The sequence below is a fragment of the Streptomyces sp. NPDC007971 genome, from assembly GCF_042958635.1.
Taxonomy (GTDB): domain Bacteria; phylum Actinomycetota; class Actinomycetes; order Streptomycetales; family Streptomycetaceae; genus Streptomyces.
On record NZ_JBIBJK010000016.1, the window covers coordinates 66,475 to 85,556 of the forward strand.

The following is a 19,082-nucleotide window of genomic DNA, read 5'->3' on the forward strand; positions in this document are numbered from 1 at the left end:
GTGCGTTAACAGCTTTCGTTGCCGGATGGAGCAGTTTTCCCTTTGTGAAGCAATGGTGAAGATCTCCTGATAACACTTCGCTCCCTGACCGGCGGACGACCGGCCCGGACCGTGTCCGCGGACACGTCCTTGGGAGATCTCTTCCTGCGTACGGCTCGGCGGTCCCGCTCCAGGCCGGGTCCCGCCGGGTCCCGCCCGGTCCGGCCCGGGACATCGCGCCACCCGGGTCGGGCCCGAGAGGTCCAGCCGCCCCGGTCCGGTCCGGTCCGAGAGCTCGTCGCACCGCATGAGTCCGGCCCGGGACATCGCGCCACCGGTCCGGCCCGGGACGTCGAACCGCCCTGGTCGGGCCGTGCGGCGTGGAGCGGTGTCCCAACAGTCCCGCAAATGGCGCGCTTTCGGCCGCCCGGGATGAGATCCTTCCGGTCGGGCCCGTCAAGCAGGGCCCACGGGGAGGAGAAACTCACGATGAACCGCATCCGCACGACCGCAGCCGTCCTGGCCACGGCAGGTGTCGTCACCGCCGCTCAACTCGGTCTCGGCACGGCCGCGTCGGCCGCGACCCGGGCACCGCAGCGCAGCGGCTGCCCGGTCAATCTCGTCTACCCCAGCCGTTTCTACGTCGACTCGCACGGCTGGGTGACCAACGGGGGGCTCTACTTCGGGATCAAGAACAAGAGCACCACCCAGAGCTTCCGCAAGGTCACGTTCACCGTCACCGACGTGAAGAACATTCGCTTCGGCCGGGCCAAGGCCACGGGCGGCAAGGTCACCAAGAACACGTCGAAGACGGTGTCCGTGTACACCACGACGCTCAAGAAGAAGGCCAGCCTCGGTGTGAAGGTGCCCACGCACCTGCTCAACACCCACTCCTACAGGGTGCAGTTCACCCTGAAGGGCAGTGGCTGGAACTGCGCCACGAACCAGGGCACCTGGGGCGCGTGAGCCCCAGCTGCCCGGTCGGGTGAGGAGCGGGTCTAGACGCCGAACGGGCGGCGCTCGTTCTCGCGTGCGGACGGTCCGGGGGTCGCGTCGGCGATCCACGGGCCTTCGCCCGAGGGGTCGATGACCCCCTCCTCCAGCCAGGTGTAGGCGCCGTCGAGGACGCCCTTGACCACCGCGCGGTCCATGTCGTCGGTGTTGGACCACAGGCGGCCGAAGAGTTCCTCGACGCGGATGCGGGACTGGCGGCAGAAGGCGTCGGCGAGCCGGTAGGCCTCACGGCCGTGCTCGCCCTCGCCCCGCATCCGTTCGGCCCGCACGCAGGCCGCGCTCATCGCGAACAGTTCGGCGCCGATGTCCACGATCCGGCCGAGGAAGCCCTGCTTGGTCTCCATCCGGCCCTGCCAGCGGGACATGGCGTAGAAGGTGGAGCGGGCCAGCTTCCGGGCGTGCCGCTCCACATAGCGCAGATGCCCGGACAGGTCGGTCTCGCGCTTGAACTCGTGGTACGAAGAGGGCAGTTGCCCGGGTCCGGCGACCAGCTTCGGCAGCCACTTGGCGTAGAAGACGCCCGCGTTCGCGCCTGCCTTCGCCTTGTCCGACAGGGACTTGTCGGGGTCGATGAGGTCACCGGCGACCGAGAGGTGGGCGTCGACCGCCTCGCGGGCGATCAGGAGGTGCATGATCTCCGTGGAGCCCTCGAAGATGCGGTTGATGCGCATGTCGCGCAGCATCTGCTCGGCGGGAACCGGCCGTTCGCCGCGCGCCTTCAGCGACTCGGCCGTCTCATAGCCGCGGCCGCCGCGGATCTGCACCAGTTCGTCGGCCATCAGCCAGGCCATCTCGGAGCCGTAGAGCTTGGCGAGGGCGGCCTCGATGCGGATGTCGTTGCGGTCCTCGTCGGCCATCTGCGAGGACAGGTCGAGCAGCGCCTCCAGGGCGAACGTGGTGGCCGCGATAAAGCTGATCTTGGAGCCGACGGCCTCGTGCAGCGCGACCGGCTTGCCCCACTGCTCCCGCTCGGCCGCCCACTCGCGGGCGATCTTCAGGCACCACTTGCCGGCACCGGCGCACATCGCGGGCAGCGACAGCCGGCCGGTGTTGAGGGTGGTGAGCGCGATCTTCAGGCCGGCGCCCTCGGGGCCGATGCGGTTGGCGGCCGGCACCCGGACCCGGTGGAAACGGGTGACGCCGTTCTCGATGCCGCGCAGGCCCATGAAGGCGTTGCGGTTCTCGACGGTGATGCCCTCCGCGGTGGCCTCCACCACGAACGCGGTGATGCCGCCCTTGTGCCCCTCGGACTTCGGCACCCGGGCCATGACGACGAGCAGGTCGGCGACCACCCCGTTGGTGGTCCACAGTTTCACTCCGTCGAGGACGTAGTCCTCGCCGTCCGGGACGGCGGTCGTGGCGAGGCGCGCCGGGTCCGAACCGACGTCCGGCTCGGTCAGCAGGAAGGCGGAGATGTCGGTGCGGGCGCAGCGGGGCAGGAAGGCGTCCTTCTGCTCCTGGGTGCCGAAGATCTTCAGCGGCTGCGGTACGCCGATCGACTGATGGGCGGAGAGCAGGGCGCCGACCGCGGGGCTCACGGAACCGGCCAGGGCGAGGGCCTTGTTGTAGTACAGCTGGGTGAGGCCGAGACCGCCGTACTTGGGGTCGATCTTCATCCCGAGGGCGCCGAGTTCCTTCAGGCCCGCGACGACCTCGTCGGGGATGCGTGCCTCGCGCTCGATGCGGGCGGAGTCGATCGTCGTCTCGCAGAACGCGCGCAGCTTGGCGAGGAACTCCTCGCCGCGCCGCACGCTCTCGGGGTCCGGGAGCGGGTGGGGGTGGATGAGGTCGAGCCGGAAGCGCCCGAGGAACAGTTCCTTGGCGAAGCTGGGCTTGCGCCAGTCCTGTTCCCGGGCGGCCTCCGCCACCTGACGGGCCTCGCGCTCGGAGACGGTCTTGCGTGGGGTGGTGGGGGCGGACATGAGGCTCACCTCGCCGCGAAGAGGATGATGGGGGACCGTTCGCTACCGACCGGTGCTACTGGATCGTTGGTACCCGAATCGGGGCGACCCCACCACCCCTCGCGCGTCCGATCGGCCGAAGCGTGACGTCCTGCCGCCGCGCGAGGGCCGTCATACCGTGAGCCGTTGGGCGTCCGGTCTCATGGAGGCGATCACGGTACTGACGACGGCCGTCGCGCAGAGCGTGCCCAGCATGACCAGGCCCACGCCGACGACGAAGAGACCGCTGGAGTCGTCCGACCAGTCGTAGTAGGCGGCGGCCGTGAGCCCGGCCGTGGTGCCGAGCACGGCGCCCGCGATGTGGTGGCGGTACGCCGCCCAGCACACGGGTGCCAGCAGGGTCAGCACCAGCCCGATCACCTGCCACGCCTCGTACGGGCCGGTCTCCGTACCGTCCGGGTGCACGTCACGGTGCTGGTCCCAGCCCAGCCAGGCAGCCCACAGCGCCGATGCCGTCCCGGCCAGGACGAGGAGCGACAGCAGGTGGGACACGGGTTTCGATAGTCCTTCGCGCATGTCTTCAAGGTGTCGGCCCACGCCGTCACCGGCCAGGGCGCAGATACTCAGTTCCACCCGAGTACCTGAGCCATGGGTGGCACGCGGCCGCGGGCAGCCTCGTCGCGGGCGGGCCGGCGTTCTCGTCCGGCCCGGCGGCCTGCCGGGCGCAGTCGGCTGCACGGAAGTCCCCGTACCCGTCCTGGTCAGGGGCTTCGGATCGGAAGACGTGCCGGTCGGCCGGTGTCTCAGCGGATGGCCGGTGGACCGGCCGGTGAGACGCGGGTCCGCAGCCCAGCGCGCGCCCCGACCTCCCTGGGGCTAGAAAGGAAGAAGAAGCCGGTGTGCCGGAGGGAGTGACCAGCGATGCAGATCCTGGTGGACCTCGCCCGTTGCCAGGGCTATGCGCAGTGCGTGTTCCATGCGCCGGAGATGTTCGAGCTGCACGGCGAGGAGGCGTTGCTGTACCACCCGGCTGTTCCCGACGAACAGCGCGAACGCGTGCTCCAGGCCGCGGCGGCATGCCCGGTCCAGGCCATCCTGCTGGGCGAGGGGGTGAGCTCTGGTGCCCGGTGACTTCCGGGACGGCCGGATCGTCGTCGTGGGCGCCTCGCTCGCCGGGCTGCGGGCTGCCGAGAAGCTGCGCGAGGAGGGCTTCGCCGGTTCCCTGACCGTCGTCGGCGACGAGACCCATCCGCCGTACGACCGCCCGCCGCTGTCCAAGCAGGTGCTGTTCGGCAAGATCCCGGCGGACAGCACCGTGCTGCCGATGCGCCGTGACCCGGAGGCCGAGTGGCGGCTCGGGGTGCGCGCCACCGGACTGGACACGGAGGGCAAGCGGGTGCTGCTGGCCGACGGGGAGTCGCTGCCCTACGACCGGGTGCTGATCACGACCGGGACGCGGGCGCGGCCGTGGCCGCATGCCGAGGAGGCGGCCCTGGACGGGGTGTTCACCCTGCGCACCAGCGACGACGCGGCACTCCTGGCCGAGCGGCTGGCCGCCGGGCCACGCCGGGTGCTGGTGATCGGTGCGGGCTTCACCGGTTCGGAGATCGCCTCGGCCTGCCGGGAGCGCGGTCTGGAGGTCACCGTCACCGAACTCGGCCCCGCGCCGCTGGTGGGCGCGCTCGGCGGGACGCTGGCGAAGCTCGCCGCCGCCATGCAGCGCAACCACGGCGTGGACCTGCGCTGCGGGGTCAAGGTCACCGCGCTGCGCGGCAACGGGCACTTCACCGGCGCGGACCTCTCCGACGGCAGCCGGGTCGACGCGGACGTGTGCGTCGTCGCCATGGGTGCGGTCCGCAACGTCGAGTGGCTGGCGGACTCCGGGCTGGCCGCGGGTCCCCGCGGGGTCGCCTGTGACGCCGGATGCCGGGCCTTCACCATGTACGGGCTCGTCACCGACAACGTCTTCGTGGCCGGTGACGTCTCGCGCTTCCCGCACCCGCTGTTCGACTACCAGCTGCTGTCGCTCGAACACTGGCGCAACGCGGTGGAGCAGGCCGAGGTGGCCGCCCACAACATGGTCAGTCCGGAGGCGCTGCGGCGCCCGCACCTCGCCGTACCGACGTTCTGGTCGAGCCAGTTCGGCCTCAACATCAAGTCCGTGGGCGTCCCGACCTACTCCGACCAGGTGGTCATCGCCCAGGGCTCGCTGGAGGCCCGCCGCCTTGCGGTGGTCTACGGCTACCGGGGCCGCGTGACCGCCGCGGTCACCGTCAACATGGCCAAGTCGCTGGAGTACTACCAGGATCTGATCGAGACCGCCGCGCCGTTCCCGCCCGCGGCCGGTGCCTCCGACCGTCCGCCGGCGGCAGAGGTCCCGATCCCTTCCGATGTGCCGGATCCGAGCGTGCTCTCCCACGGCCCGACCGTCGCGCTCACCGGTCACCTGCCGGACCGCCGACTGGTCATGATGCGGCCCGCCGGGTGACCCGTCGCCCCGCCCGTCCACGAGGAGCCCCGCCATGACCGCCGACACCCTGCTGGAGCGGATCACCGACTACGCCAACCGCCCCGACCCCTGGCCGCTGTACGCGGAACTCCGGGAGGCCGGTCCCGTGGTGCCGCAGCGGGACGGCAGTTACCTGGTCGGCACCTACCACGAGATCGTCGCCCTGCTGCACAACCCGCGGATCAGCGTGGACCCCCGCAATCTCGACGCCGCCGCGTCGGACCCGTCCCAGGAGACACGGCGGCTGCCGTTCCTGCGGCTCGACGACCCGGAGCACCACCGGCTGCGCACGCTCACCATGCGGCCGTTCGGCCCGCCGCACAGCCCGGGCCGGATCGACGCCATGCGCGGCGAGATCGCCCGGATCACCGAGGAGCTGACCGAGTCGGTCCGGGACCGCGAACAGGTCGACATCGTCGACGACTTCGCCTACCCGCTGCCCGTCACCGTCATCTGCCGGCTGCTCGGCGTCCCGCACGAGGACGAGCCGACGTTCCGGGCCTGGACCGACGTCCTCGTCGCGGCCGCCGACATCGGGACCGGCGAGGACATCGCACAGCGGCAGAAGGCGGCCGTCCAGGCCCAGCAGGAGATGGGCGGGTATCTGCTGAACCTCGCCCAGCAGCGCGTCGGCCGTCCGACCGACGATCTGCTCTCCGCCTTCGTCAACGAGCCCGACCCCGCCCTGCGGCTGACCTCCGAGGAACTCGCCGAAACGGCCATACTCTTGCTGATCGCCGGACACGAGACCACCGTCAACCTGATCACCAACGGCGTCCTGACCCTGCTGCGCCATCCCGACCAGCTGGAGCGGCTGCGCAGCGATCCCGACCTGCTGCCGCGCGCGGTGGAGGAACTCCTGCGCTACGAGCCTCCGGTCCACATGCGCGAGCGCATCCCTCTCGCCGACGTGGACTTCGCGGGCACCACGCTTCCCAAGGGCGCGCGCGTGATCGTCGCGCTGGCGTCGGGCAGCCGTGACCCCAAGCGGTTCCACGAACCGGACCGGTTCGACCCCACCCGCCCGGACAACGAGCATCTCGGCTTCTGCAGCGGCGTCCACATCTGCTTCGGCGCACCGCTCGCGCGCATCGAGGCCCAGACCGCGCTCGGCGCGCTGATCCCCCGCCTCGGCACCGCGTCCCTGGTGCAGGACCCGCCGCCCTACCGGACCAACGCCATGCTCCGCGGCCCCCGCCACCTCCCCGTGGCGTTCTGAACCGGCGTCCCTGCCGCGCCCCTCCCCCGGTCCCGCGCGCGGGCGGACAGACGGACGGCCCGGGTGCAGGACCCGGGCCGTCGTCACCATCGTTGCCGGGGACTCAGCCCCGTCGCGGCAGTGCCGCGTCAGCCGTGGCGGCTCGCCTTCGCGAGGGCCGGCACGAAGCGCAGGGCGTCCAGCGTGCCCACGCCGGTGGCCATGTCGTAGCCGTTGACGGCCTTGTAGCCGGTGACGTGCTCGTAGCTGTTGTTCGTGCCGTCGTTGACGTCGACGATGCCGGTGCTGCGGTCGTGGTGGGCGGCGCGCCGGGAGAGGTCGTACAGCGCCTGGTTGATGTTGCCCAGCCGGTGGCCGGCCGCCTGGTCGGCGAGGGCGACGATGCCCGAGAAGAGCGGGCTCGCCTCGCTGGTGCCGCCGGAGACGTCCCAGCCGGTGGCGGTCGGGTCGTAGCTGGAGTAGACCCAGGCGCCGCCGTTGACCGCGGCGGCCATCGAGATGTCGGGGGTGCCGCGGCGGGCGCCGACGACGTTCTTCACGCCGTCCTGGAAGGCGGGCCGGGAGAACACGTGCGACTGGCCGCCGCCGCCCGCGCCGTAGTCGTTGTAGACGCTGTCCGGCTTGACGCGCTCACCCTTGTCGTTCAGGTGGAGCTGGGTGCCGCCGATGGAGGTGACCAGCGGGTCCGAGGACGGCCAGGAGTTGACGCGCTTCTTGTAGTACGTCTTGCCGTCCGCCTGCATGTCGGTGGCGCCGCCGTCGCCGGAGGAACCGAGGACCGTCACGTGCTTGCGGTCCGCGGCCTGGAAGGCGTAGCGCAGCTTCTTGATGCTGGTGAAGTCGCCCCTGCCGAAGCCCGGGAAGGTGTTCTCGGTGGCGCCGAAGCTCTGGCTGATGACGTCGCCGACGCCCTGGTCGATCAGGTGCTTCTCGGCGGACATCATCTCCGGCAGACCGGTGGTGCCCTCGGTCTCGGAGACCGCCGTCTCCACCAGGACGATCTTGGCACCGGGCGCCACGGCGTGGGCCATCTCCACGTCCAGCGTGGTCTCACCGGCCCAGCCGGTCATCTCGGAGTTCTTGGGGTCGAAGGCGGGGACGTGCCCCCACTTGACCACCTTGACCTTGGTGCTGGGCAGGCCGAATTGCTTGCTGTAGACGTCGAGGTCGTGCTGGACGGTCGGGGAACCGAACGAGTCGACGATGACGATGGTGCGCCCCTTGCCCGTGATGCCCTTGCGGTACAGCGGGTTGAGGTTGTACGCGGTGCGGTACTGGAGCGGGGTGTAGCAGTTGATGTGCCACTTGGCCTGGCACTGCGCGATGGGGAGCGGGCTGGCCACTCCGTGCACCAGGTTGTGGCCGGCGATGGCCGGAACCGCCTTGGTGTGCGGCACGGCCGCGGGCGCGGCAGCGGTGACGCCGGCCTGCGAGGTGGTCGCCAGCGCGGCGGCGACGAGGGCGGCGGTGGCGGCCGCGGATGCCGCGACGCCACGCCCGGTACGGGCTATGTGCATGAATTCCCCTGAGTGGCCCTGAGACGTCCGGAGTCGGACGAAGTGGTCATGCGCATCCCACCCGGCGAGTCATGCACAGGACAAGGTTATTGAACTGTAGATGCCGAATCCTTTACCGAGCCCGTACCCCCGGGCACGCCCGGCCCGCCGTCACGGGGCGCACACCGGCCGGCACCACCGGGTACACCCGGCCGGCACCACCGGGTACACCCGGCCGGCACCACCGGGTACACCCCTGCCCTTACGGCCGGGCACGCCCGGGCCCTACCGCCGGGCACACGAACGGCCGCAGCCCCCGCACAGTGGGCTGCGGCCGTTGTGCCGACCTGTCCGTGGCAGGTCAGAGCGCGAGACCGGTGAGAACCAGCACGCGCTCGTATGTGTAGTCGTCCATCGCGAACTTCACGCCCTCGCGGCCCACACCGGACTGCTTGGCGCCGCCGTACGGCATCTGGTCGGCGCGGTAGGACGGGACGTCGCCGACGACGACGCCGCCGACCTCAAGGGCGCGGTGGGCGCGGAAGGCGACCTGGACGTCATGGGTGAACACACCCGCCTGGAGGCCGTACTTGGACTCGTTGACGGCGGCGAACGCCTCGGCCTCGCCGTCGACCTTCTGCACGGTCAGGACCGGGCCGAAGACCTCCTCGCAGGCGATGGTCGTGTCGGCCGGCACCTCGGTGAGGACGGTCGGCGCGTAGGAGGCGGCGTCGCGCTTGCCGCCGGTGAGGAGCTTGGCGCCGGCGGCGACCGCCTCGTCCACCCACGTCTCGACCCGCTTGGCGGCGTCCTCGCTGACCAGCGGGCCGACATCGGTCTTGTCGTCGCCCGGGTCACCGGTGACCTGAGCCTCCACGGCGGCCACGATGCGGGGCAGCAGGCGGTCGTAGACGGAGGCGTCGGCGATCACACGCTGCACGGAGATGCAGGACTGGCCGCCCTGGTAGTTGGAGAAGGTCGCGATGCGGGTCGCGGCCCAGTCGAGGTCGGCGTCGGAGGCGAAGTCGCCGAGCACGACGGCGGCACCGTTGCCGCCGAGCTCCAGGGTGCAGTGCTTGCGCGGCACCGAGTCCATGATCGCGTAGCCGACCTTCTCGGAACCGGTGAACGAGATCACCGGCAGGCGCTCGTCCTGGACGAGGGCGGGCATGCGGTCGTTGGCGACCGGGAGGATGGACCAGGAGCCGGCGGGCAGGTCGGTCTCGGCGAGCAGGTCACCGATGATGAGGCCCGAGAGCGGGGTGGCCGGGGCCGGCTTCAGGATGATCGGGGCACCGGCGGCGATGGCCGGGGCGACCTTGTGGGCGCACAGGTTCAGCGGGAAGTTGAACGGTGCGATGCCGAGGACGACGCCCTTCGGGAAGCGGCGGGTCAGCGCGAGGCGGCCCTGGCCGCCGAGGTCGGTGTCGAGCCGCTGGGCCTCGCCGCCGTTGAACCGCCGGGCCTCCTCGGCCGCGAACCGGAACACGGACACGGCACGGCCGACCTCGCCGCGGGCCCACTTGATCGGCTTGCCGTTCTCGGCGGAGATCAGCTGGGCGATCTCCGCGGTGCGCTCGACCAGGCGCTTGCTGACGTGGTCGAGGGCGGCGGCGCGGACGTGCGCCGGGGTGGCGGCGAACTCGTCCCGCACGGCGTACGCGGCGGCCACGGCCTCCTCGACCTGGGCGTCGGTGGGCACGCTGACCTTGCCGACGAGCCGGCCGTCCCACGGGGAGGTGACGTCGAAGGTGTCCTCGCCGGTGACCTGGCGGCCGGCGAGCCAGAAGGCGTGGGTGGAAGCCATGGTGAATCCGGCCCTTCCGCGTTGGGGGTGTTCTTACGGTTCGTGGTCCACGGTAGGGCGGGTACGCGCGAGGGTCGCTTGTCCGAGTCGTACTGATGCGGATGGCCGATGCTCCGCTTTGGCGTGGTGGCGCCTTTCCCGCTCCGTCGCGGTGGCGCCTTCCCCACTTCGACGCGGTCGCGCCTCTCCTGCATTGGCGTGGTGGCGCCTCTCCGCTCTGGCGTGACGCCACTCCGCTCTGGCGTGGTGACGCCACTCCGCGTTTCCCCGCCCATCCCCCTCATCCCGCCCCACACCTTGCCCCAGGACCTTTCCCTGGGGCTTTCCCCCGGGCTTGCCCCGGGTCTTTTTCTCTCGCCGCTCGGCCTACCGAGTCGGGTGGTGGGTGGGCGTAGGCCGGGGTCGGGGGCGGAGCCCCCTGGGCGGTCATTCCGGTGAGGTCGCCTTCAGGGCCAGCCACAGCTCCATCCGGACGTCGGGATCGTCCAGGCTGCGCCCGAGAATCTCCTCCACCCTCCGCATCCGGTACCGCAACGTGTGCCGGTGCACCCCGAGATCGGCCGCCGCAGCATCCCACTGACCGTGCCGGGACAGCCACGCCCGCAGCGAGGCGACCAGATCCCCGCGCCCCGTCGCATCGTGCTCGTGCAGCGCCCGCAGCAGCCCGTCGGCGAACGCCTTCACCGCATCGTCGGCCAGCAACGGCAGCACCGACCCCGCCGCGAGCTGCTCGTGCTCCACCAGCACCCGCCCCCGCCGCCGGGCCACCGACAGAGCCTGCTCGGCCTGCTTGTAGGCCGCGGCCGCGGCGATCGGTCCGACGGGGGCGGACAGGCCGACGACCAGTTCGTCCTCGTCCCCGGCCGCCTGCTCGGGCACGGCCCGCGCGGCCTCCAGCGCCGCCGCGTACCCGGCACACGCGGTCACCGCCGCGCCTCCGTCCGCGGCCAGCACCACCAGCCGCTCCCCCTCGGGCACGACCAGCACGGCCTCCCCGGCCCGCGCCGCCGCCGACTCCGCGGCCTCGGCGATCCCGGCCAGCGCATCGCCCTCCGCCTCCGCACGGGCCCGCGCGGCCGCGGAGGGCGCCGCCTCCGCGACGATGATCCGGAAGGGCGCGTCGAGCAGCCCGCCGTACAGGTCCCCGGCGACGGCCCGGGCGTGGTCCGGCTCGCCCGCGAGGAGCATGCGCAGCACCGCCGCGCCGACCCGCTGCTCGGCCTCCTGCAAGGAGCGGGAGCGCTCGGTGGTGAGGGTGAGCAGGGCGATCGCGGAGTGGACGGCGTACCGCTCGGCGGTGCCGGGGGCGGCGGCCGTGCCGACGGCGAGCGCGGCGCGCGGGCGTCGGCCGGTTCCCAGGGAGTGCAGCTCCACCCGGTCCTCGTAGTCGGGTCCGCCGACCACCGAGGAGGCGGGGGCGGGCCGCTCCCGCAGCCGTTCGACCTCGGCGGTGAGCCGGGAGGCCCGGCGGCCGGCCCACTCCGGCGCGGTGGCGACCACGGCACCCGAGGCGTCGTAGAGCGCCGCCCACCCGTCGACCTGCGCGGCGAGTGCGGCGAGCAGGCCCTCGGGGCCGGCGTTCAGGGCCTGTCTGGTCAGCTCGCGCTGGGCGGCGAAGCCTGCCGTGACGGCCCGGTACTGGTCGGCGGCGATCGCGGCGGACACGGCCTTGCTGATGGCGAGGAAGGGGGTGCGGCGGGGCACCTCCAGCAGCGGCAGCCCCTCGCCCGCGGCGGCGTCCACCAGGGCCTCGGGGATCTCCTCGTAGTTCACTCCGACCGCGAAGCCGAGCCCGACGACACCCGCGCCGACCAGCCGCTTCACGTACCGGTGCATCGCCTCCGGATCCTCCGCGTCCAGCTTGAGCGCGGTGATCAGCAGCAACTCGCCGCCCTCCATGTAGGGCACGGGGTCGGCCAGCTCGCTCACGTGCGCCCAGCGGACGGGCACGTCGAGACGGTCCTCGCCGGCGCGCACGGTCAGCTTGAGTGCGGAATGGTGGACGAGCGAGGCGAGCGTCGGGGGCATGAGGCCTTCAGTGGGAGAACCGGAACAGCAGGTCACGGAGATCCGGTGATCTTTGTGATCAATTGGCCGCCGCGTATGAACAGCCTATGCCGTTTCTGCCTCACCGTACGGTCCCACCATCGGTCCCAGCCTCGGTCCCACTGCCGGGCTCACCGTCGGTCCCCCTGCCGCGCTCACTGCGGTGCCGGGCTCACTGCCGGCCGCACCCGGCGGTCCCCCTACCGGCCACGCCCGTCGGCTCCCGCTGCCCGCCGCGCCTCAGCCGCGCAGGTCGACCAGGAGCGGCGGGGCGTGCTCACCCTGCACGGTCGTCAGCGACAGCACCGCATGCCCGGGCGGCACCTCGTGCGCCAGCTGGGAGGCCGACCAGCGCTCGCGTTCGACCTTCCGCACGGTGACGGCGTCCGTGGTGACCGGCTTGCCCGTGCCCAGTTTCCGCACGGCGTGGATCATCCGGGTCAGCGGCTGGTCCGCGAACACCGTGTGCTTGGCGACCTCGGTGGTCTCCACCCACTCGGTGCCCCAGACCTGGGCGAACAGAGCACCTTCCCAGGTGGTGACGCCCGAGAAGGCGACATGGCAGCCGACGGCGGCGAGCAGCGGCTGACGCAGTTGCTCCGCGACGTCGCCCAGGGCCCGCAGGTTCAGCACGACGCCCGCGTTGCTCTGCCGCAGCCGCCGCAGCGAGCGCACGGACTCGGCGGTGACCGCGTGCGTGGCGTCGTCCAGGACGAGGCAGGCGAACAGGGACCGGTCCCGGCGGGTGGTCATCGCGGCCGTGAACTGGACCAGCAGCAGCCGGGTCAGCAGCCGGGAGGCCTCCGGGTGCGCCCGCTCCGGCAGGTCGACCCTGACCCGCAGCGGGTGGTCGAGGGAGCGCAGGGTGAAGGGCCGGGCGTCCGGGGAGGTGTCGAAGAAGCCCTCGAAGGCCGGGCGGTCGAGACAGGCGATCCGTCCCGCGAGCACGACGCCCGGGTCCCCGGGCAGGCCCGCCTGCCGTGCGCGCGCGTCGAGTTCCCGGAGCAGGGCCGGGTGCGTCTCGGGGTCGAGCCCGGCCCTCAGTCCCTCCAGCGCCGACGGCACCCCGTCGAGCAGTTCCCGCAGCTCGCCGACGGCCGGGAAGCGGCCGTGGGCTGCCCGGAAGGGGCCGAGCAACTGGGCCAGTACGGTCCCCGCCCGGCGCAGGTCGACCTCGCCGAGGTCTCCCACGAGGGCGTCGGCGAGGAGCGTGGCCGCCTCGTCCGGGTCCTCGGCCCCTCCGTACAGGTCGAGGTCGTACACCGAGGCCTGGTCCCCCGGCCGCACCACGATGTCGTAGCCCTGGTCGGCTCCCAGCGGCGTTCCCGCGGCGGCCACCACGACGAGCGCCGCCTGCCCGGCCAGCGCCTGGAGCGCGAGGGACTCGGCGACGGGCCGCACCAGGCGTTCGGTCTTGCCCGCGCCGGAGGGGCCGACGGCCAGCAGCGAGGTGCCCAGCGTGCCGGGATCGACGGCGGCACCCACGTGCCGGCGGGCCGGCGGCGTGCGCTCGGCGTCCGTGTACCGGCCGAGGCGCACCTGGGAGGTCAGCAGGTCGTGGACCGCGGTGCGGGCGGGAAGGTCGCGCTCCCCCGACGGGTGCGCGCACGCATGGGCACCCTCGTGGAGCACGGCCGAGGCGAACGCGTCCAGGCGTGAGGGGTGGGCCACCACGGAGGTCCAGGCGCGGCGGATGCGTGCGCAGTCCACGTCGTTCATCCGGCCGGTGCGCACCTCCTCGGCCAGCCGGTCGGCCGCCGCGTTCTGTCCCAGGGCGCGCAGCTCGGGCCAGTCGGCCGGGGTCTCGGCGACGGTCTGCGGCGAGGTCTCGGCGCCCGGCTCGCGGCGGCGCAGTCCGCGCAGCAGTTCCCGCCAGCCGCCCAGCACGGCGAACGGCCACAGGCCCAGCAGGGTGAGCAGCGTGTTGAACACCCGCAGCCGGTGCACGGTGCTCACGTCGGTGGGCCCGAAGAGCCAGTCGGACGGGGTCAGGCTGACGGCGAGCCGCTCATAGGGAAACAGTTCGTGCCAGACGACCAGCCAGACGACCAGGCCTCCCAGGACGGCGGCGCGCAGCGCGCGGGAGGGCTGCGGACGGGAGATCACGTACCGCTGCGCCACCTCTTTCCAGTTGCCGACGCGCCCGAAGTAGTAGAGCACCAGGGTGGCGAAGAGGCTGTCGTAGACGGCGCGTGCCGTCAGAGCGGCACGGGGCTTCTCCAGGCCCCACCAGTCGGACGGTGTCACCAGTTCCAGCAGGACGTTCTTGTGGGGCACCAGGCTGTTGGCCCACAGCGACCAGAGAAGGAATGCGGCGAGCAGGGCACCGACCGCCCCGGTCAGCAGGGCCCGGTCGGACACCCGGTCGGGCGCGTCCTCGGGGCGGGGGCGGTGTCCGTAGCGCCACAGCCCCGGCTCGGCCGCGGCGCGCGGCGTGAGCAGCCAGGACAGCAGGCCGCCGGAGTCCGCGCCCGGTGCCGTCCTGTCCGCGCCGGGCCGGTGGGCGGGACGGGGCGGGAGGGCCGGGGGCGGTGGATACGCGGCGGGTCCCGGCCCCGGGGGGCCGGCGGTCTCTCGGCCGGTGCCGCTCGGTGGCGCGGAGGGCCGCGGAACGCCGTGCCGCCGCGTGCCGCGTGTGTCCTTCGTGCCGTCCGAGTCCATCGAGCCTGCCCCTTGACCAGCCGTTCCGTCCACCGTCAGCGAGCCAATCTAATGCCCCGGCAAGGGGAGTTCACTGCTTACGCGGCCGAAGAGCGCGGCCGGTCCGGGCGCACTCCGCCCGCGCTGCTATGTCCACCGCGGACAACCGGTCTCCCCGACAACGCCCACATGGAGCATGCCCACCCTCCACACCCCGCCTTAGCCTGCGAGAAAAGAAGGTAAGCGTCCGTAATACCCCCAGGAGCCCCTCATGACCGCACTTCCGCAGGAGCGCCGCGTCGTCACCGCCATCCCCGGCCCGAAGTCGCAGGAGCTGCAGTCCCGCCGTCTCGCCGCGGTCGCGCAGGGCGTGGGCTCCGTGCTGCCCGTGTTCACCGCGCGCGCGGGCGGCGGCATCATCGAGGACGTCGACGGCAACCGCCTCATCGACTTCGGCTCCGGCATCGCCGTGACCTCCGTCGGCGCCTCCGCCGAGGCCGTCGTACGCCGCGCGAGCGCCCAGCTGGCCGACTTCACCCACACCTGTTTCATGGTCACCCCGTACGAGGGCTACGTGGAGGTCGCCGAGGCCCTCGCGGAGCTGACCCCGGGTGACCACGCCAAGAAGTCGGCGCTGTTCAACTCCGGCGCCGAGGCCGTCGAGAACGCCGTCAAGATCGCGCGTGCGTACACCAAGCGCCAGGCCGTCGTCGTCTTCGACCACGGCTACCACGGCCGTACGAACCTGACGATGGCGCTGACCTCCAAGAACATGCCGTACAAGAACGGCTTCGGCCCGTTCGCGCCCGAGGTCTACCGCGTGCCGGTGGCGTACGGATACCGGTGGCTGACCGGCCCGGAGAACGCCGGCGCCGAGGCGTCCGCCCAGGCCATCGACATGATCAACAAGCAGATCGGCGCCGACAACGTCGCCGCGATCATCATCGAGCCGGTGCTCGGTGAGGGCGGCTTCATCGAGCCGGCCAAGGGCTTCCTGCCGGCGATCAGCCAGTTCGCCAAGGACAACGCCATCGTCTTCGTCGCCGACGAGATCCAGTCCGGCTTCTGCCGCACCGGCCAGTGGTTCGCGTGCGAGGACGAGGGCATCGTTCCGGACCTGATCACCACCGCCAAGGGCATCGCCGGCGGTCTGCCGCTGGCCGCCGTGACCGGCCGCGCCGAGATCATGGACGCCGCGCACGCGGGCGGCCTGGGCGGCACCTACGGCGGCAACCCGGTCGCCTGCGCCGGTGCGCTCGGCGCCATCGAGACGATGAAGGAGCTGGACCTCAACGCCAAGGCGAAGAACATCGAGGCGGTCATGAAGTCCCGCCTCGGCGCCATGGCCGAGAAGTTCGACATCATCGGCGACATCCGTGGCCGTGGCGCCATGATCGCCATCGAGCTGGTGAAGGACCGCGCCACCAAGGAGCCGAACGCGGAGGCGACCGCCGCGCTCGCCAAGGCCTGCCACCAGGAGGGCCTGCTGGTCCTGACCTGTGGCACCTACGGCAACGTGCTGCGCTTCCTGCCCCCGCTGGTCATCGGCGAGGACCTCCTGAACGAGGGCCTCGACATCATCGAGCAGGCCTTTTCGCGCATCTGAGCGAGCGGTCCGCACCTCTGAAGGGCACCTGCGGCAGGCGGTGTGAAGAAGGTGTGCGGGGTGGATGACGGGACGCGATTCCGTCTGCCCAAGCGCCTCGGGCTGCCGTAGGTTCTACCCAGATGAGAGATACACCCCGTCCACAGGGGACTGTGGGCGATTTCAGGCCGGGGCCTCCCCAGCTTCGACCTGGTCGTGCCCTCGCGCACACAACCGGGGCCTGACGGCTCCGGGATCTCCTCACCGATCGGACGGTCGCCGCCCCAAACCCCCCGGGGCGCGCGACGTCCCGATCCGGACGGCCGCCTCGAAACCACCCCCCCTGTTCCGGGGCGGCCGACCTCCTTCTCCCCTCTTGCCTCCCGCGGCACTTCTCCGCGGCGGCTTCCTCCTCGCCGCGTCCGCACCTGCGAAGCTGGGCCCCGTGTCGACCTCAGTCCGCCGTGCCCTGCTCCTCGGTGTCCCGGCCCTCACCTTCGCCCTGATCACCTGGCAGGTCGCCGTCCACGGCCCGCTGCTCGGCCCGGACGCGCGGCTGAGCCGGGCGCTCGTCCACCCGGACCGGTTCTCCGAGCTGCTCGCCGACCTCGGCGACATCCAGGTCGCCGTGCCGGTGCTCGTCCTCGCCCTGGCCTGGTGCGCCTGGCGGGGCCGCGCCGCCGGTACGGCCCGGTGGTGGCTGCCGCCGGCCGCGGCGGCCGTCCTGATGGCGCTGGTCCCGGCGATCGTCGTGCCGCTGAAGGACTGGACCGCCCGGCCGGGAACCCCCGTGGTGCCCCCGGCCGTCGGCTACTTCCCTTCCGGCCATACGGCGACGGCGGCGATCGCCTACGGTTCCGCGACCCTGCTCCTCCTGCCCCGGCTCCGCACGCCCGCCGCCCGCCGGGCCCTGACCGGTGGCTGCGCGGCCCTCGTGCTCGCCGTCTCCTACGGCCTGGTGCGCCGGGGCTGGCACTGGCCGCTGGACGTGGTGGCCAGCTGGTGCCTGTGCACCGTGCTGCTGACCACCCTGTCCCTCGTGATCGGCCGGGGCGTCAGCCGAAGTACGCGTCGAAGTTCTTCTGGAACTCCCAGTTCGCGTAGCGGTCCCAGTTCACCGACCACGTCATCAGACCTCTCAGGGCCGGCCACGTCCCGTGCGTCGCGTACGACCCGCAGTTCGTCCTCTTCGTCAGGCAGTCCAGGGTCTTGGTGACCTCGGCCGGAGGCACGTAGCCGTTGCCCGCGTTCGTCGACGCCGGCATGCCGATGGCGACCTGGTCGGGGCGCAGCGGCGGGAAGACGTTGTTCGCGTCGCCCGCGACCGGGAAGCCGGTGAGCAGCATGTCGGTCATGGCGATGTGGAAGTCGGCGCCGCCCATGGAGTGGTACTGGTTGTCCAGCCCCATGACCGGGCCCGAGTTGTAGTCCTGGACGTGCAGCAGGGTGAGGTCGTCGCGCAGGGCGTGGATGACCGGGAGGTAGGCGCCGCAGCGCGGGTCCTGGCCGCCCCATTTGCCGGTGCCGTAGAACTGGTAGCCGTTCTGCACGAAGAAGGTCTCGGGAGCCATCGTCAGCACGAACTCGGCGCCGTACCGGGCCTTGAGGGTCTTCAGCGCCGAGATGAGGTTGACGATCACGGGCGTGGTGGGGTTCTTGAAGTCCGTGTCGTTCGTGTCCAGGGACAGCGAGTGGCCCTCGAAGTCGACGTCGAGTCCGTCGAGCCCGTAGTCGTCGATGATCTTCGCGACGGAGGAGACGAAGGTGTCGCGGGCGGCGGCCGTGGTCAGCTGGACCTGGCCGTTCTGGCCTCCGATCGAGATCAGCACCTTCTTGCCGGCCGCCTGTTTGGCCTTGATCGCCGCCTTGAAGTCGGCGTCGCGCTCGGCGTTCGGGCACTCTCCCCCATCGGGGCAGCGGTTGAAGCGGATGTCACCGGAGGTGGCCGAGGTGGGCTCCCCGAAGGCGAGGTCGATGACGTCCCAGCTGTCGGGCACGTCGGCGAGGCGGGTGTAGCCGGAGCCGTTGGCGAAGGTGGTGTGGAGGTAGCCGACCAGGGCGTGGGCGGGCAGGCCGGGCGAGCCGCCGCCGGTGTCGGCCGTGGTCGTCGCGGTCACCGCGGCCGATCGGGCGGACTCCCCGGCGTCATTGCTCGCGGTGACCTGGAAACTGTACGCCGTCGAGGGCGAAAGACCGCCGACGGTGGCCGAAGTGCCGCTCGCCGTCCGGACCTTGACCCCGTCGCGGTAGACGGAGTAGCCGGTGGCGCCGGTCACGGCCGGCCAGGACAGGGTGACGGAGGAGGAGGTGACGGCGCCTGCCGTGAGGCCGCCGGGCGCGGCGGGCGGCTGTCCGGCGGACGCGCCCGGGCCGATCAGGGAGATGTCGTCGGCCTGGTAGACGCCGGTGCCGTACCAGCCGTGGGTGTAGAGGGTCACCTTGGTCGTGGTGGAACCGGTGGTGAACGTGGTGGTCAGTTTCTGCCAGTCGGGGGCGGACTGGGTCCAGGTGGAGACGTCGGTGGTGCCGGTGCCGTTCGCACCGAGGTAGACGTAGGAGCCCCGTACGTATCCGGACAGCGTGTACTGCGCGTTCGGCTGGACGGTCACCGTCTGCGTGCACGGGGCGTCGTCGCTGCCGGCCGGTGTGGCCTGCAGCGCGGAAGTCCCGCTGTGCACCGGCGAGTCGACTGCCGTACCGGCCGTGCAGGTCCAGCCGTCGAGGCCGGATTCGAAGCCGCCGTTGCGGACGAGGTCCGCGTCGGCCGCACGGGCGGCCGACGAGAGCGCGGTGATGCCGGGTACGGCCAGCAGTGCGGCCGTCAGCAGGGCGAGGGCGGATCCGGGACGTCTTGCGCCGTGCTTGCTGCGAGCGCGTTCCACAAGG

Annotated in this window: 12 protein-coding genes and 1 pseudogene; 6 read left to right on the plus strand and 7 right to left on the minus strand. The window is 72.0% G+C overall.

Annotation, left to right across the window (positions count from 1 at the left end):
* Positions 1 to 468: 468 nt before the first annotated feature.
* A complete protein-coding gene (locus tag ACFZCP_RS30450) occupies positions 469 to 945 on the plus strand; it encodes a hypothetical protein (RefSeq protein WP_362690833.1) in 477 nt (158 codons plus the stop codon).
* 32 nt (positions 946 to 977) lie between these two features.
* Here ACFZCP_RS30450 and ACFZCP_RS30455 read toward each other — a convergent pair whose 3' ends face one another.
* Positions 978 to 2,915 (minus strand): acyl-CoA dehydrogenase family protein, encoded by a 1,938-nt coding sequence (locus ACFZCP_RS30455; RefSeq protein WP_391433029.1) that lies wholly within the window; start codon positions 2,913 to 2,915, stop codon positions 978 to 980.
* A gap of 150 nt (positions 2,916 to 3,065) precedes the next feature.
* Positions 3,066 to 3,470: a hypothetical protein gene (locus tag ACFZCP_RS30460; RefSeq protein WP_391433032.1), complete on the minus strand. Its 405-nt coding sequence runs from the start codon at positions 3,468 to 3,470 to the stop codon at positions 3,066 to 3,068.
* A 345-nt stretch (positions 3,471 to 3,815) separates the two neighbouring features.
* Here ACFZCP_RS30460 and ACFZCP_RS30465 point away from each other — a divergent pair, with 345 nt between their 5' ends.
* From ACFZCP_RS30465 to ACFZCP_RS30475, 3 genes are read left to right on the plus strand one after another with little or no spacing between them, the layout of a single operon-like run.
* Complete coding sequence (locus ACFZCP_RS30465) at positions 3,816 to 4,025, plus strand: ferredoxin (RefSeq protein ID WP_391433035.1); 210 nt, start codon at positions 3,816 to 3,818, stop codon at positions 4,023 to 4,025.
* The gene (locus tag ACFZCP_RS30470; RefSeq protein ID WP_362690842.1) at positions 4,015 to 5,382 is read left to right on the plus strand and encodes an FAD-dependent oxidoreductase; all 1,368 of its coding nucleotides are present in this window, start codon (positions 4,015 to 4,017) and stop codon (positions 5,380 to 5,382) included. Before ACFZCP_RS30465 ends, ACFZCP_RS30470 begins: the two co-directional genes overlap by 11 nt.
* 34 nt (positions 5,383 to 5,416) lie before the next feature.
* Complete coding sequence (locus ACFZCP_RS30475; RefSeq protein WP_391433039.1) at positions 5,417 to 6,622, plus strand: cytochrome P450; 1,206 nt, start codon at positions 5,417 to 5,419, stop codon at positions 6,620 to 6,622.
* Positions 6,623 to 6,750: 128 nt separating this feature from the next.
* Here the strand turns inward: ACFZCP_RS30475 and ACFZCP_RS30480 are convergent, their stop codons facing one another.
* The 4 genes from ACFZCP_RS30480 to ACFZCP_RS30495 form a co-directional block, all read right to left on the minus strand.
* The gene (locus tag ACFZCP_RS30480) at positions 6,751 to 8,139 is read right to left on the minus strand and encodes a S53 family peptidase (protein ID WP_362690848.1); all 1,389 of its coding nucleotides are present in this window, start codon (positions 8,137 to 8,139) and stop codon (positions 6,751 to 6,753) included.
* A gap of 340 nt (positions 8,140 to 8,479) precedes the next feature.
* Positions 8,480 to 9,925, minus strand: a complete 1,446-nt coding sequence (locus ACFZCP_RS30485; RefSeq protein ID WP_391433043.1) for an aldehyde dehydrogenase family protein — start codon at positions 9,923 to 9,925, stop codon at positions 8,480 to 8,482.
* A gap of 426 nt (positions 9,926 to 10,351) precedes the next feature.
* Positions 10,352 to 11,953 carry a PucR family transcriptional regulator ligand-binding domain-containing protein gene (locus ACFZCP_RS30490; protein WP_391433046.1) on the minus strand — a complete coding sequence of 534 codons (1,602 nt, stop codon included), beginning with the start codon at positions 11,951 to 11,953 and terminating at the stop codon, positions 10,352 to 10,354.
* Positions 11,954 to 12,211: 258 nt separating this feature from the next.
* Positions 12,212 to 14,632 (minus strand): ATP/GTP-binding protein, encoded by a 2,421-nt coding sequence (locus ACFZCP_RS30495; protein ID WP_391433049.1) that lies wholly within the window; start codon positions 14,630 to 14,632, stop codon positions 12,212 to 12,214.
* Between the two features lie 250 nt (positions 14,633 to 14,882).
* On the opposite strand from ACFZCP_RS30495, the gene gabT reads away from it, so the two are divergent.
* Positions 14,883 to 16,217: a 4-aminobutyrate--2-oxoglutarate transaminase gene (gabT, locus tag ACFZCP_RS30500; RefSeq protein ID WP_391433052.1), complete on the plus strand. Its 1,335-nt coding sequence runs from the start codon at positions 14,883 to 14,885 to the stop codon at positions 16,215 to 16,217.
* Between the two features lie 706 nt (positions 16,218 to 16,923).
* A pseudogene (locus ACFZCP_RS30505) lies at positions 16,924 to 17,175 on the plus strand (phosphatase PAP2 family protein); the annotation flags it as partial.
* A gap of 76 nt (positions 17,176 to 17,251) precedes the next feature.
* Here ACFZCP_RS30505 and ACFZCP_RS30510 read toward each other — a convergent pair.
* Complete coding sequence (locus ACFZCP_RS30510) at positions 17,252 to 19,078, minus strand: carbohydrate binding domain-containing protein (RefSeq protein WP_391433055.1); 1,827 nt, start codon at positions 19,076 to 19,078, stop codon at positions 17,252 to 17,254.
* Positions 19,079 to 19,082: the final 4 nt, after the last annotated feature.